Source organism: uncultured Lentibacter sp. (assembly GCF_937123735.1).
Lineage (GTDB): Bacteria > Pseudomonadota > Alphaproteobacteria > Rhodobacterales > Rhodobacteraceae > Lentibacter.
Map to the genome: position 1 here is coordinate 154,666 of NZ_CAKZKL010000004.1, position 12,540 is coordinate 167,205.

Sequence of the window (12,540 nt, forward strand, 5' to 3'; positions counted from 1 at the left end):
CTCTCTTCATGCAAGCACAGTCACAGGCATCGCAGGAACAGGCGGTGCCTGTGTCTTTTGTGGCCCCGCACAACCGCCGCTGGGTCTTGCTGGCGGCCATCCTGGCGTCGGCGCTCGGGTTCATTGACGGCTCGGTGATTGCCATTGCCCTGCCCGCCCTGCGCGAGAGCCTCGGGGCCGGGCTCTCCGAGGCCCAGTGGATTTACAACAGTTACATGCTGATGCTGAGCGGTTTTCTGTTGGCGGGTGGGGCCTTGGGCGACAAGCTGGGCTTGGGGCGCAGCTTTGCCGCAGGCATTGCGGGCTTTGTGCTGGCCTCGCTCTTTTGCGCGCTGGCACAGACATCCGAGCAGATGATTGCCGCGCGCGCCGCGCAGGGGCTGGCGGCTGCGGTGATGGTGCCCGGCTCGCTGGCGGTGATTTCGCGGGCCTATCCGCGCGGCGAGCGCGGTGCGGCCATCGGGCTTTGGGCGGCCAGCTCCTCGCTGACAACGGCGCTGGGGCCAGCCCTAGGGGGGGCGTTTCTCAGCTTTGGCGGGCCCGAGGCCTGGCGGATGATCTTTGCCATCAACCTGCCCCTTGGCGCATTGGCGGTCTGGTTGATCCTTGCGCACACGCGTGATCCAGCACCCGAGCCCAACCGGCGCATTGATGTGCTCGGCGGGGTGCTGGCCTCACTCGGGTTTTTCCTGATTGCCTTCGCCTTCACCCAGGCCACACCGCTTTACGGGCTGGCGGGCGCGGTTGTGCTGGCCGGCTTTGTCGCCCATGAGCTGCGCACCCCTGCGCCCATGGTCGAGATCCGGCTGTTTGCCCTGCGCGATTTTGCAGCTGTCAACCTGGCAACCCTGTGTCTGTGGATCGGGTTTCAGGCGGTGCTGTTTTATCTGCCGATGACGCTGATCGCAGGCTGGGGGCAGGATGCGCTGTTGAGTGCGCTCACATTTGCGCCCATGTCGCTGTGCATTGCCCTGTTCTCACCGCGGATGGGGCGGCTGGCCGACAGGTTTGGCCCGCGCCCGCTGATCACAGCCGGCGCCGTGACCATTGCCGCCGGCTTTCTGGCGCTGGGCGTGGCCGTTGCGGCAGAGGCCTTCTGGCTCGGGGTCTTGCCCGCAACGGGCTTTGTGGGCTTTGGCTTGGCGCTGGTGGTGGCACCGCTCACCACGGCCGTTGTCAATGCTGTGCCCGATGCTCATGCCGGCACCGCCTCAGGGGTGAACAACGCCGCAGCCCGGGTGGCGGGTCTGATGGGCGTGGCCAGCCTCGGGCTCGTGGCCCAGGCCCGCTATCTGGCCGAGGGCGGCCGCGAGAGCTTTGGGGCCTTCTCAGACAGCCTGGGCCACGCCCAAGCCATGATCGCCGGGTTTCAGAGCCTCGTGCTTGTCTGCGCGGCAGTTGCGCTTTTAGCCGGAGCCATCATCTGGCTGGGCATGAGCCGCGCTCAGGCGTCCAGCTCGGCATCCCAATAGAGAAAATCCATCCAGCTGTCATGCAGATGGCCCGGCGGGAACTTGCGCCCCATGTTGCGCAGCTCTTCTGCGGCGGGCGCGCGCGGCGGTTTGCGCAGCTGCATACCCGACTGGCGCAGGCTCTTGGCGGCTTTGCGCAGATTGCACGGGGCGCAGGCCGCAACCACATTCTCCCAGCTTGTGACACCGCCAGATGCGCGCGGCACCACATGATCAAACGTCAGATCGCCCTTGCCGCCACAATATTGGCAACAAAACTCATCCCTCAAAAACAAATTAAAGCGCGTGAAGGCCACGCGCTTTTGAGGTTTGACATAATCTTTGAGAACAACGACCGAGGGGATCCTGATCACCGTTGAGGGGCTGCGCACCACCTCGTCATATTCGGCAATAATATCCACCCTGTCCAGATAGGCCGCCTTCACCGCATCTTGCCAGGGCCAAAGCGACAGCGGGTAATAAGATAGGGGCCGATAATCGGCATTGAGCACCAAGGCGGGGTGCTGTTTGAGCCCGGCGGGGCTGCGCACAAAATCTGTCCTGAAATGTCCGTCCATCTGTTCGTTCTCTGCTCCACGCAGGGCCTGGCGCAGATATGGCCTGCCCGCTTGTGACAACCACTATATATCGTGGTCCCTTTGGGGCAAGCGCCTTGATGCTCTGGCCCTGCGGCAAACAAACCAGAGGATTCTAACAGCGCAATGACAGCCCAAAACCAAAGCTAAAGCACTGGAATGGCTTGCACATCGGCCCGCAAAGCCCCAAGCGCTCAGGCACAGGCCCACCAAAGCTCTGCAACAACACCCAATGTGCAGCGCAGAATCATATGGCCTTTTTCTTGCTGAAAATATCCCGGGGGGAGTATGAGGGGGGCAGCGCCCCCCTCACGGATCGGATTTTCGCGCAGCGAAAATTCGATCTCTATTTACGCTCTGTCCCGTTCAGTCTGCGGCGCGGTCTGCTTCAATCTTGCGCCAACGGGCCACATTTCGGTTATGTTCGGCCAATGTCACCGAGAAAGCATGTCCTCCGGTGCCATCGGCGACAAAGAAGATGTAATCGCTGCTGTCGGGATTGAGCGCAGCCTCGATGCTGGCGCGGCCCGGATTGGCGATCGGTGTGGGCGGCAGAGCGTCGATGACATAGGTGTTATAGGGCGTGGCGGCGCGCAGCTCGGAGCGGCGCAGGCCACGGCCCAGCACACCCTCGCCCTTGGTGATTCCGTAAATCACCGTCGGGTCGGTTTGCAGCTTCATACCCTTCTGCAGCCGGTTCACAAAAACGCTCGCCACCTGGCGGCGCTCTTCGGCGACACCGGTTTCTTTCTCGATGATCGACGCAAGAATGAGCGCTTCCTCAGGGCTGGCAAGCGGCAAGCCTGCGGCGCGGTTCTCCCAGGCCTCGGCCAGAATGGCCGATTGGCGCGATTGCATCTCTTCCAGCAGCGCCGCGCGTGTGTCGCCCGCGCGCACCTCGTAGCTTTGCGGCGCAAGGCTGCCCTCGGCAGGCACCGCGCTGATCGCGCCTTGCAGCAGCGAAATCTGTTTGAGCCCTTCCACGATCTGCCAGCTCGTCACCCCTTCGGCAATGGCAATGCGGTAGCGCGTGTCAGCCCGCTCGCGCACCGCCAGATATTCAGGTGGCGGCGCTTCTGACGCGGGATCGAACTTGGCTTTTTCCACATAGGCGTTGCTGGCCGGGTCCAGCGCGCGCACAAGATTGGAGAGCCGGGTGACCCCAATCCGATAGACAATTTCGGTGCCACAGGTGCTGGCCCCGCCACGGGTGATGATGTCGGCGATTTCCTTGGCCGAGGACTGCGCCGGAACAAGGTAGCTGCCCGCTTTCAGACGGTCGGTAAGATCGGTATACTCCATCCCCAGGCGCAACAACATCCCCGAGCGGATGGCCCCATCAGCCTCCAGCGCCCGGGAGACACGGCTGACCGTGCTGCCGCGCTCCACGCGCAGGCAGATTTGCTCCTCCAGCGGCCCAGCGGCACCATATTCGCGCTGCCCCCACAGGATCACCCCCCCCAGAAGAAAGGTGGCAACAATCAGCAGGGTCAAGGCATTGGACGCGAGATGCCGCCACATGTGCTCAGGTGACCTTTTTGAAGACAACAGAGGCATTGGTGCCCCCAAAACCGAAGCTGTTGGAGAGGGCCACATCAATCTTACGCTTGCGCGCTGCGTTGGCGCAGAGATCCACAACCGTGTCTTCGGGCGGCGTATCAAGGTTGATCGTGGGCGGCGCGATCTGATCACGGATCGCCAGGATCGAGAAGATCGCCTCAATGGCCCCGGCCGCCCCGAGCAGATGCCCCGTCATCGACTTGGTCGAGGACATGGAGAGTTTTGAGGCTGCTTCCTGCCCCATCATCCGCTCGACAGCGCCCAGCTCGATGGTGTCGGCCATGGTCGAGGTGCCATGGGCGTTGACATAGTCAATCTCGGTGGGGCTGATGCCCGCGTTGGCACAGGCCGCGCGCATGGCCCGCTCGGCCCCCTCGTGGTCGGGGGGCGGGGCCGTGATGTGATAAGCATCGCCGGAGAGGCCATAGCCGGCCACTTCAGCATAGATCTTGGCGCCGCGCGCTTTGGCGTGGTCGTAATCTTCCAGCACAACAACCCCCGCGCCCTCGCCCATGACGAAACCGTCGCGGCTTGCGTCCCAGGGGCGGGAGGCCTTGGTTGGGTCCGCGTCATGGCCGGTGGAGAGCGCTTTGCAGGCGTTGAAGCCGGCAATCCCGATCTCGCAGATGGCCGCTTCGGCCCCGCCCGCGATCATCACATCCGCATCGCCATGTTGAATGAGGCGCGAGGCATCACCGATGGCATGCGCGCCTGTGGAACAGGCTGTCACAACCGAATGGTTGGGCCCTTTAAAGCCGTAGCGGATGCCGACCTGCCCTGAAATCAGGTTGATCAGCGCGCCGGGAATAAAGAACGGCGAGACACGGCGCGGGCCTTTCTCGGCCATCATCAGCGTGGTCTGTTCGATCGACTTCAAGCCGCCGATCCCCGACCCGATCATCACCCCCGTGCGCAGGCGGCTCTCTTCGTCTTCGGGCATCCAGTCGGCATCTTGCACGGCCTGCGCGGCGGCGGCGATCCCGTAGAGGATGAAATCATCTACCTTGCGGCGCTCTTTAGGCTCCATCCAGTCATCGGCATTGAAGGTGCCCTCGCTGCCGTCACCATGCTTGACTTCACAGGCGTATTTGGTGGTCACGCGCTCCGGGTCAAATTGTGTGATCCGGCCAGCGCCGGATTTGCCCGCCAGAATATTTTTCCAGCTGTCTTCAACACCACCGCCCACCGGCGTGACCAGTCCCAGTCCCGTAACAACCACACGACGCATGATATGCCCCTTTATTATCTCTCTGCCTGCTCTTAGCGCGGCTTGGGGGCGCGGGGCAAGCCCGTCCATGGGGCGGCTCGCCTGACGGGGCCAGAATTTGCCGCGCCACTGGCCACAAGCCGCCAAGGGCCGCGCCTGGGGCCCCAAAAAGAAACGGCCCGCCCTGTGGGGCAGACCGCTTCAAAGCTTTGCTTTGCGCCGGCACGCCGGCGCACGGGCTTAGGCTGCGTCTTTGATGAACTTCACCGCATCGCCGAACGACTGGATGGTTTCGGCCGCATCATCCGGGATCTCGATGCCGAACTCTTCTTCAAAGGCCATCACCAGCTCGACTGTGTCCAGGCTGTCTGCGCCCAGATCATCAATGAATGATGCGTTTTCAACAACTTTGTCTTCTTCAACACCAAGGTGCTCGACAACGATCTTTTTAACGCGGTCTGCAACGTCGCTCATGTGTTCATCCTCATAACAATGGGCTCTTGGCCCGGGTTTTGCCCATGCCCAACGGGGCTGGCGGTTTGAAGTGCTCCCAAAATCGGGGGCGGTTCGTCTCCCGCATGGGAGGGCCCACAGGCTCACGCATTGGTGAACATGCGGAAATCTCGGTGGCCTATAGCATATGGCGACGGATTGGCAAATGCTTTGTCCAGATTAGCGCGCCCCAGAGCGCATCCAAGCGCGCGCCCGCTTAGGTCAGAGCATGGCCATGCCACCGTTGACATGCAGGGTGCTGCCCGTGACATAGCCCGCCTCTGGGCTGGCAAGATAGAGCACCGCCGCGGCGATCTCCTCAGGCGTGCCCATGCGCGCGGCGGGAATTTGCGCGTTGATCTTGCCTTTCTGCTCATCGGTGAGCTTCTCGGTCATGGCTGTGGCGATGAAGCCCGGGGCCACCGCATTGGCGGTGATTCCACGACTGGCCACCTCATAGGCGATGGATTTGGTCATGCCGACCATACCCGCCTTGGAGGCGGCGTAATTGGCTTGGCCAGGGTTGCCGGTTGCGCCGACAATGGAGCTGATGTTGATGATCCGGCCCCAACGGGCCTTCATCATCGGGCGCATCACCCCACGGCAAAGACGCATGGTGGAGGTGAGGTTGACGTCGAGCACGCTCTGCCACTCGTCATCGGACATGCGCATGAAAATCTGGTCACGGGTGATGCCGGCATTGTTCACCAGAATGTCACAGGCGCCCATGGCCTCGATCGCCTGTTTGGGCAGCGCATCGACGGCCTCGGCGTCCGAAAGGTTGCAAGGCAGCACATGGGCGCGTGCGCCCAGCTCGGCGGCCAGCGCCTTCAAGGGCTCTTCGCGTGTGCCCGAGAGCGCAACTGTCGCCCCTGCCCCGTGCAGCGCCTTGGCGATGGCCCCGCCAATCCCGCCCGAAGCGCCTGTGATGAGCGCGCATTTTCCTGTCAGATCAAACATAGTCTCTTTCCTTTCGGGGGTGCACAAATTTTGTCCACAAAATTTGGCACGAAAATTTAAATTTTCGTGGCCTGTCAACCATTCAGAGCGTCAAGCGCCGCTGTCATGTCCTCCGGCGCGCCGATCGTGCGGCAGCTGATCTCTTTATTGATCCGCCGCACCATGCCCGAGAGCGCCTTGCCCGCGCCGATTTCCCAGATCTCGCCGATGCCTTGGCGCGCGCCCATGTAGAGCACGCTCTCGCGCCAGCGCACCGAGCCTGTGACCTGCTCCACCAGGAGATCGCGGATCATGGCAGGATCCGAGACCGCCTCGGCGCGCACATTGGCCACCAGCGGCACGGCGGGTGCCTTGATTGTAACCCCTGCCAGCGCCTCGGCCATCACATCGGCGGCGGGCTGCATGAGGGCGCAGTGAAACGGCGCGCTCACCGGCAGCAACATGGCGCGTTTGGCCCCTGCGGCTTTGGCCAGATCAAGGGCGCGCTCCACAGCCGCCTTATGGCCGGAGACCACAACCTGGCTGGGGTCGTTGTCGTTTGCAGCCTGACAAACCTCGCCCTGTGCCGCCTCGGCCGCCACGGCCTGAGCCGCGGCAAAATCAAGCCCCAAGAGCGCCGCCATCGCGCCGACACCCACAGGCACCGCCTCTTGCATGGCCTTGCCACGGATGCGCAGCAAGCGCGCAGTATCGGCCAGGGTGAGCGCGCCGGCGGCCGCCAGAGCCGAATATTCGCCCAGTGAATGGCCCGCGACCAGGCTGGCATCAGTGATGCTAACGCCTTCGGCCTCTAGCGCGCGCAGGGCGGCCAGCGAGGTCGCCATCAGCGCCGGTTGGGCGTTTTGGGTGAGCGTGAGGGTCTCGATATCGCCCTCCCAGATCAGCGCGCTGAGCTTTTCGCTCAGGGCTTCGTCCACCTCGTCAAACACGGCTTTTGCCGCAGGATAGGCTGCGGCCAGCGCCTGCCCCATGCCGATGGTCTGGGCGCCCTGCCCGGGAAATACGAATGCGCGGCTCATCTTGCCCCCCTCACTTGTTTTGACAGCAATTAGCCCGAAGCGCACCGTGCCCGCAACGAAAAAGGCCCGCGCGGGGGCGCTGGCCTTCGGTATCTTATGGGGAAAACGGCTTAAGCGGTGCGCGCAAAGCTCGGGCCGAGGGCGGCGCGCAGGGCGTCAAGCTCTTCCACCTCTGCCCCCAGCGGCAGCTCGACAACCACGCGCCCCTGATGATCGCGGGCTATGAAAACCCCTTCGCGCACATCCACTTCACTCAGCGAGTCATAAGAGAAGCTCTCTTTGCGGGTGATGCGTCCGAAATCATTGCGCTCGATCAACTCCAGGCGCTCGGCACGCGGATCCAGCGTCACCTCCGGATAGGAGCGGCGCATGGGCGCCAGCAACGCCAGGCCCGCAACAATCGAGGTGGCTGTCATAAAGAGCTTCACCAGCTGCGCCCCTTGGTCCCAGCTCGAGCCCGGCACGGCCCAAAGCCCGAGCGCAAACAGCAAGAGCACCGCGCCGGCAAAGCCGTTAAACAGCCGTAAGGGCGGCAGGCTCTGGACGGCATGAAGCCCCCCGGCCGGCGCAAGAGGTTGGGTTTGTGTCTGGGCTATCGCATTCTGCATGGTTCTGTCTCTTTTCCCGATCCGGCGGCTTCTGCGCCTGTGACAACTGATATGATCCAAGAGTTGCCGCAGCATTGGGCAAAACCATGGGGCAAATGGGGAATCTTCGGGGCGAATTGTTAAGAAATAAGGAAAAATCAAGGCAAGCCCCCCGCAAAGCCGGGGGCTGCGGCCATTCAGCCTTGCGGCCCTGCGCAAAACGGGGTAAGCGCAGCCACCTTCTGTATAAATACAAACCGCGCAGCTCTCGTGGATGGGTCGCAGAAGGCTCATATGACCCTCCTATGAAATGCGCACGAAAAAGGAAAAGCACATGCCGCTCTATGAGCATGTTTTCATCATGCGTCAGGACCTGTCCAACACGCAAGCCGAAGGCCTTATCGAACATTTCAGCACCGTCCTCGCCGACAACGGCGGCTCTGTCTCAGAGACCGAGTATTGGGGTGTGAAAACAATGGCCTACAAGATCAACAAAAACCGCAAGGGCCATTACGCCTATCTGCGCACCGACGCCCCGGCGACGGCTGTTCAGGAGATGGAACGCCTCATGCGCCTGCATGATGACGTGATGCGCATCCTGACCATCAAGGTTGATGCCCACGAAGAAGGCCCCTCGGCCCAAATGCAAAAACGTGAAGAGCGCCGCGAGCGCCGTCCCGCATAAGAAAGGATTGTAAACCATGGCTGCAAAACCATTTTTCCGCCGTCGCAAAGTTTGCCCTTTCTCAGGGGATAACGCGCCGAAGATCGACTACAAAGACACGAAACTGCTCCAGCGCTACATTTCCGAGCGTGGCAAGATCGTGCCGTCCCGTATCACCGCCGTTTCGGCCAAGAAGCAACGCGAGCTGGCCCGTGCCATCAAGCGCGCCCGCTTCCTCGCCCTGCTGCCCTACGCCGTGAAATAAGGAGAACCTATCATGCAAGTTATCCTTCTCGAACGCGTGGCCAAGCTCGGCCAGATGGGCGATGTCGTCGATGTGAAACCGGGCTATGCGCGCAACTATCTTCTGCCACAGAAGAAAGCGCTGACCGCCTCACAAGCTAATATTGCCGATTTCGAAGCCCAAAAGGCGCAGCTTGAGGCCCAAAACCTCGAGACCAAGAAAGAAGCCGAAGACATGGCCGCCCGCCTGGATGGCCAGCAGTTTGTGGTGATTCGTCAGGCCTCTGACGGTGGGTCGCTCTACGGCTCAGTCACCCCGCGTGACGCGGCCGAAGCGGCCACAGAAGCCGGCTTCACGATTGATCGCAAGCAGGTCTCTGTGGAAGCGCCAATCAAATACCTGGGTGTGCACAACATGTTCGTGCGCCTGCACCCAGAGGTCTCCGCACGGATCGAAATCAACGTGGCCCGCTCCGCTGAGGAAGCCGAGCTGCAAGCCTCCGGCAAATCGATCCAGGAACTCGCTGCTGAGGCGGAAGCCGAAGCCGAGTTCGAAATCGCCGAATTGTTTGATGACATCGGGGCCGCGGCCAACGACGATGACGACACGGGCCCAGCCCCTGCCGCAGAAGAGACAAGCGAAGAGAGCTGAGAAGCGCCCCTGCGCTGATACAGAAAGCCGCGCCCCGCAAGGAGCGCGGCTTTTTCTTGACCTTGCCCGCAGAAGCCAAGCGCCTATAGTCGGCGCGAAACTTCAGCAACAAGGCCAAGACATGCCCCTCCCCGACCCGATCCAAGCGCGCCTGCTGGCGATGCTGCACAACCGCACCGACACCTTGCAAGCCGGTGACCCTGTGCCAGAACCGCTGGTGCTGTCTTCGGCCTTCTCCCTGCCGCAAACGCCCGCTCCCAACCGCACCTATGCGCGCTTTACCAACCCCACAATCGAGGCAACAGAGGCCCGCTTGAGCGCTCTGGAAGCCGCACCCTGCCTTCTCTTCCCTTCGGGCATGGGCGCCTATTCGGCGGCGCTCATGGCGCTGCTCAAAGCCGGCGACACAGTGCTGATGCTCTCGGATGGCTACTACGCGGCGCGCAACCTCGTCTCTGACATCATGGCCCCCTTCGGGCTCACATTGCGCAGCTGCCCCGCCGCAGAGGTTCTCACCACCGACCTGACGGGCCTGGCCGCCGTGGTTGTGGAAACCCCCTCCAATCCGGGGCTGGATGTGATCGACATCGCCGCCCTCTCCGCGCGCTGCCGGGCGGCCGGAGCCACATTGCTGGTGGACAACACGGTCTGCACCCCGCTGCTGCAACAACCGCTCGATCTGGGGGCCGATATCGTCATTGTCTCCGACACCAAGGCCATGGCAGGCCACACCGACCTGCTGATGGGCCATGTGGCGAGCCGCGACACCGCCTATATGGAGCGGCTCTTGAGCGTGCGCAATCTGACCGGCAACATCCCGGCGCCCCATGAGGCCTGGCTGTTGTTGCGCGGGCTGGAAACCGTGGAACTGCGCCTTGAACGCATGTGCGCCAACGCCCGCGCCGCGCTGCCCCTGCTGAAGGCCAGCCCGGCGGTGCAAGACCTCCTCTATCCCACGCCCCACCCGCAGGCCCTTGATACGGGCTTTCTCATCGGCGCCTGCTTTGCCGATGCCGCCACAGCCGACCAGTTTCTCAAAGACGCAGGCTTTGCGGCGATGACAAGCTTTGGCGGGCTGCACAGCTCCGGCGACAGACGGGCCCGTTGGGGCGATGCGGTGCCAGAAGGGTTTTTACGGCTGAGTTTTGGTATTGAACCCACCCAAGCCCTTACCGAAAACCTCACCAAAGCCCTCAAAAACCTCCCCGCCGCAGGATAAGCCCCCCCTTCTCTTTTGGTCAAAAATACCTCGGGGGGGGCTTCCAAAGGAAGCGGGGGGGCAGCGCCCCCCCCTTGGTCGCATAAGGCTTGGCCTTATGCGAAACCATATTTCACCCTGCCCGTGCGAGGCCGCGCCCGTTCTGGCCAGACGGCAGTGCCTCTGCCAGACAAAAAAAGGGCCGCGCTTCAGGCGCGGCCCATAGATTTCTGCTCACGCAAGCTTATTCGTCGTCAAGAGCGTCCACGGCTTTTTGCAAGTCGTCCTTGCTGACTTCTTTGTCTTTCACCGTGGCAAGCTCGAAGGCATAGTCGATGACCTTGTCTTCAAACAACGGGGCGCGCAGCTGCTGTTGCATCTGCTGGTTCTGCTGGACAAATTCAAAGAACTGGCGCTCTTGGCCCGGGTATTGGCGGGCCTGGTTCATGATCGCCTGCGTCATCTCCGCATCCGTCACCTGCACCTCTGCCTTCTGGCCCAGCTCGGCCAGCAAAAGGCCCAGCCGCACGCGGCGTCCGGCAAGCTTGAGGTGCTCTTCGGTCGGTGAAATCTCGGGGTGATCATGGCCCTGAACGTCAGGGTTTTCATCATGCCAGAGCTGGTGGGCAATCTGGCCGGCTTCCGCATCGAGCAGCGAGGGCGGCAAATCAAAGCTCACCATCTTGTCCAGCGCATCCAGCAACGAGCGCTTCATCACGGCGCGCGCGGCACCGGCATATTCACCTTCCAGGCGCTCGGCGATCTGGCCTTTGAGCGCGGCGAGGTCTTCTGCGCCAAACTTCGTTGCCAGCTCATCGTTCAGCTCAGCGGCCTTGGGCTCTTTCACCTCTTTGACGGTGCATTCAAAAACCGCCGCCTTGCCCGCGAGATGCTCGGCCTGATACTCCTCAGGGAAGTTCACTTCGACGTTTTTCTCTTCGCCAGCCTTCACGCCCACGAGCTGCTCTTCAAAGCCCGGAATGAAGCTGTTGGAGCCCAGAACGAGCGGATAATCTTCTGCCGCGCCGCCCTCAAAGGCCTCGCCATCCACCTTGCCCAGAAAGTCGATCACAACCTGATCGCCGTCTTTGGCCTTGGAGCCTTTCTTGCGCGGCTCGAAGTTTTGCGCGGTTTCCGCCAACGAGGCCAGCGCTTCGTCAACTTCGCTGTCACCGGCTTTGACAACCATACGCTCAAGCTTGATGGATTTCAGGTCAACCTCTGGAATTTCGGGCAGCGCCTCATATTCCATGGACACGGCCACATCATCGCCCAGCGTCCAGTTTTCGCCATCGACCATTTCAACCTTCGGCTGCATGGCGGGACGGTCACCGGAGGCTTCAAAATGCGCCTGCATAGCGCCGTCGATGCTTTCCTGCATGGCTTCGCCCATGACCTTGTCGCCAAACTGCTTTTTGAGCAGCGCCATTGGCACCTTGCCCTTGCGGAAGCCCTTCATTTCGATGTCAGGCTGCGCTTCTTTGAGCTTTTCGTCCACTTTCGCATCCAGCTCCGCAGATGTGAGCGTGATGGTATAGGCGCGCTTGAGGCCTTCGTTCAGGGTCTCGGTGACCTGCATGTTGTCATCCTTTGCATTATGGCATTGCGTCACGAGCCAGCGCCCGCGCGCCAGCCAAATCTGCGCCCTTCTAGGGGGGGTGCGCGCGTGATGCAAGGGGGATCGGCGGGGTTGGGCGCAGTTTTCGCACTGGGATCGGGCAAAGCGCGGGGGTCGGGCCAGAACAGATGCGCGGCGGTTCTGCTTGCGATACCAATCAAGGGAGATGGTGGGTCGTGAGAGGCGCAAACTCCCGACCAGAGCGCTCTTGCGCAAGCAAAGCGCGGGGGTCGGGCCAGAACAGATGCGCGGCGGTTCTGCTTGCGATACCAATCAAGGGAGATGGTGGGTCG

13 protein-coding genes are annotated in these 12,540 nt (G+C 62.1%); 5 read left to right on the plus strand and 8 right to left on the minus strand.

Going from position 1 to position 12,540, the window contains the following annotated elements; genetic code table 11:
• The first annotated feature begins 50 nt into the window (after positions 1 to 50).
• Entirely contained in the window at positions 51 to 1,472 is a 1,422-nt protein-coding gene (locus tag Q0478_RS00835) for an MFS transporter (protein WP_298675088.1), read from the plus strand.
• Here Q0478_RS00835 and Q0478_RS00840 read toward each other — a convergent pair.
• The 7 genes from Q0478_RS00840 to Q0478_RS00870 all read right to left on the minus strand — a co-directional run bounded on the left by Q0478_RS00840 (position 1,445) and on the right by Q0478_RS00870 (position 7,893).
• The gene (locus Q0478_RS00840) at positions 1,445 to 2,029 is read right to left on the minus strand and encodes an HNH endonuclease (protein ID WP_298675090.1); all 585 of its coding nucleotides are present in this window, start codon (positions 2,027 to 2,029) and stop codon (positions 1,445 to 1,447) included. The genes Q0478_RS00835 and Q0478_RS00840 overlap by 28 nt on opposite strands.
• 384 nt (positions 2,030 to 2,413) lie before the next feature.
• A complete protein-coding gene (mltG, locus tag Q0478_RS00845; RefSeq protein ID WP_298675094.1) occupies positions 2,414 to 3,568 on the minus strand; it encodes an endolytic transglycosylase MltG in 1,155 nt (384 codons plus the stop codon).
• 4 nt (positions 3,569 to 3,572) lie between these two features.
• Positions 3,573 to 4,835 carry a beta-ketoacyl-ACP synthase II gene (gene fabF / locus Q0478_RS00850; protein WP_298675097.1) on the minus strand — a complete coding sequence of 421 codons (1,263 nt, stop codon included), beginning with the start codon at positions 4,833 to 4,835 and terminating at the stop codon, positions 3,573 to 3,575.
• Between the two features lie 219 nt (positions 4,836 to 5,054).
• Entirely contained in the window at positions 5,055 to 5,288 is a 234-nt protein-coding gene (locus tag Q0478_RS00855; protein ID WP_298675100.1) for an acyl carrier protein, read from the minus strand.
• Between the two features lie 240 nt (positions 5,289 to 5,528).
• Positions 5,529 to 6,266 (minus strand): 3-oxoacyl-[acyl-carrier-protein] reductase, encoded by a 738-nt coding sequence (gene fabG / locus Q0478_RS00860; RefSeq protein ID WP_298675102.1) that lies wholly within the window; start codon positions 6,264 to 6,266, stop codon positions 5,529 to 5,531.
• A 74-nt stretch (positions 6,267 to 6,340) separates the two neighbouring features.
• A complete protein-coding gene (fabD, locus tag Q0478_RS00865; protein ID WP_298675104.1) occupies positions 6,341 to 7,285 on the minus strand; it encodes an ACP S-malonyltransferase in 945 nt (314 codons plus the stop codon).
• Positions 7,286 to 7,395: 110 nt separating this feature from the next.
• Entirely contained in the window at positions 7,396 to 7,893 is a 498-nt protein-coding gene (locus tag Q0478_RS00870; RefSeq protein WP_298675105.1) for a hypothetical protein, read from the minus strand.
• A 313-nt stretch (positions 7,894 to 8,206) separates the two neighbouring features.
• Between Q0478_RS00870 and rpsF the strand changes: the two genes are divergently transcribed.
• From rpsF to Q0478_RS00890, 4 genes are all read left to right on the plus strand, one after another.
• The gene (rpsF, locus tag Q0478_RS00875; RefSeq protein WP_298675108.1) at positions 8,207 to 8,557 is read left to right on the plus strand and encodes a 30S ribosomal protein S6; all 351 of its coding nucleotides are present in this window, start codon (positions 8,207 to 8,209) and stop codon (positions 8,555 to 8,557) included.
• Positions 8,558 to 8,573: 16 nt separating this feature from the next.
• Positions 8,574 to 8,801 carry a 30S ribosomal protein S18 gene (rpsR, locus tag Q0478_RS00880; protein ID WP_008328567.1) on the plus strand — a complete coding sequence of 76 codons (228 nt, stop codon included), beginning with the start codon at positions 8,574 to 8,576 and terminating at the stop codon, positions 8,799 to 8,801.
• 12 nt (positions 8,802 to 8,813) lie between these two features.
• Positions 8,814 to 9,431: a 50S ribosomal protein L9 gene (rplI, locus tag Q0478_RS00885; RefSeq protein WP_298675112.1), complete on the plus strand. Its 618-nt coding sequence runs from the start codon at positions 8,814 to 8,816 to the stop codon at positions 9,429 to 9,431.
• Positions 9,432 to 9,552: 121 nt separating this feature from the next.
• Complete coding sequence (locus Q0478_RS00890; protein WP_298675115.1) at positions 9,553 to 10,650, plus strand: PLP-dependent transferase; 1,098 nt, start codon at positions 9,553 to 9,555, stop codon at positions 10,648 to 10,650.
• Positions 10,651 to 10,873: 223 nt separating this feature from the next.
• Here Q0478_RS00890 and tig read toward each other — a convergent pair whose 3' ends face one another.
• Positions 10,874 to 12,208 (minus strand): trigger factor, encoded by a 1,335-nt coding sequence (gene tig / locus Q0478_RS00895; RefSeq protein WP_298675118.1) that lies wholly within the window; start codon positions 12,206 to 12,208, stop codon positions 10,874 to 10,876.
• Positions 12,209 to 12,540 lie beyond the last annotated feature (332 nt).

Coding starts and splice junctions, on each gene's coding strand:
- Q0478_RS00840 (WP_298675090.1), bottom strand. CDS start 2,029: ATGGACGGACATTTCAGGACAGATTTTGTGCGCAGCCCCGCCGGGCTC.
- mltG (WP_298675094.1), bottom strand. CDS start 3,568: ATGTGGCGGCATCTCGCGTCCAATGCCTTGACCCTGCTGATTGTTGCC.
- fabF (WP_298675097.1), bottom strand. CDS start 4,835: ATGCGTCGTGTGGTTGTTACGGGACTGGGACTGGTCACGCCGGTGGGC.
- Q0478_RS00855 (WP_298675100.1), bottom strand. CDS start 5,288: ATGAGCGACGTTGCAGACCGCGTTAAAAAGATCGTTGTCGAGCACCTT.
- fabG (WP_298675102.1), bottom strand. CDS start 6,266: ATGTTTGATCTGACAGGAAAATGCGCGCTCATCACAGGCGCTTCGGGC.
- fabD (WP_298675104.1), bottom strand. CDS start 7,285: ATGAGCCGCGCATTCGTATTTCCCGGGCAGGGCGCCCAGACCATCGGC.
- Q0478_RS00870 (WP_298675105.1), bottom strand. CDS start 7,893: ATGCAGAATGCGATAGCCCAGACACAAACCCAACCTCTTGCGCCGGCC.
- rpsF (WP_298675108.1), top strand. CDS start 8,207: ATGCCGCTCTATGAGCATGTTTTCATCATGCGTCAGGACCTGTCCAAC.
- rpsR (WP_008328567.1), top strand. CDS start 8,574: ATGGCTGCAAAACCATTTTTCCGCCGTCGCAAAGTTTGCCCTTTCTCA.
- rplI (WP_298675112.1), top strand. CDS start 8,814: ATGCAAGTTATCCTTCTCGAACGCGTGGCCAAGCTCGGCCAGATGGGC.
- Q0478_RS00890 (WP_298675115.1), top strand. CDS start 9,553: ATGCCCCTCCCCGACCCGATCCAAGCGCGCCTGCTGGCGATGCTGCAC.
- tig (WP_298675118.1), bottom strand. CDS start 12,208: ATGCAGGTCACCGAGACCCTGAACGAAGGCCTCAAGCGCGCCTATACC.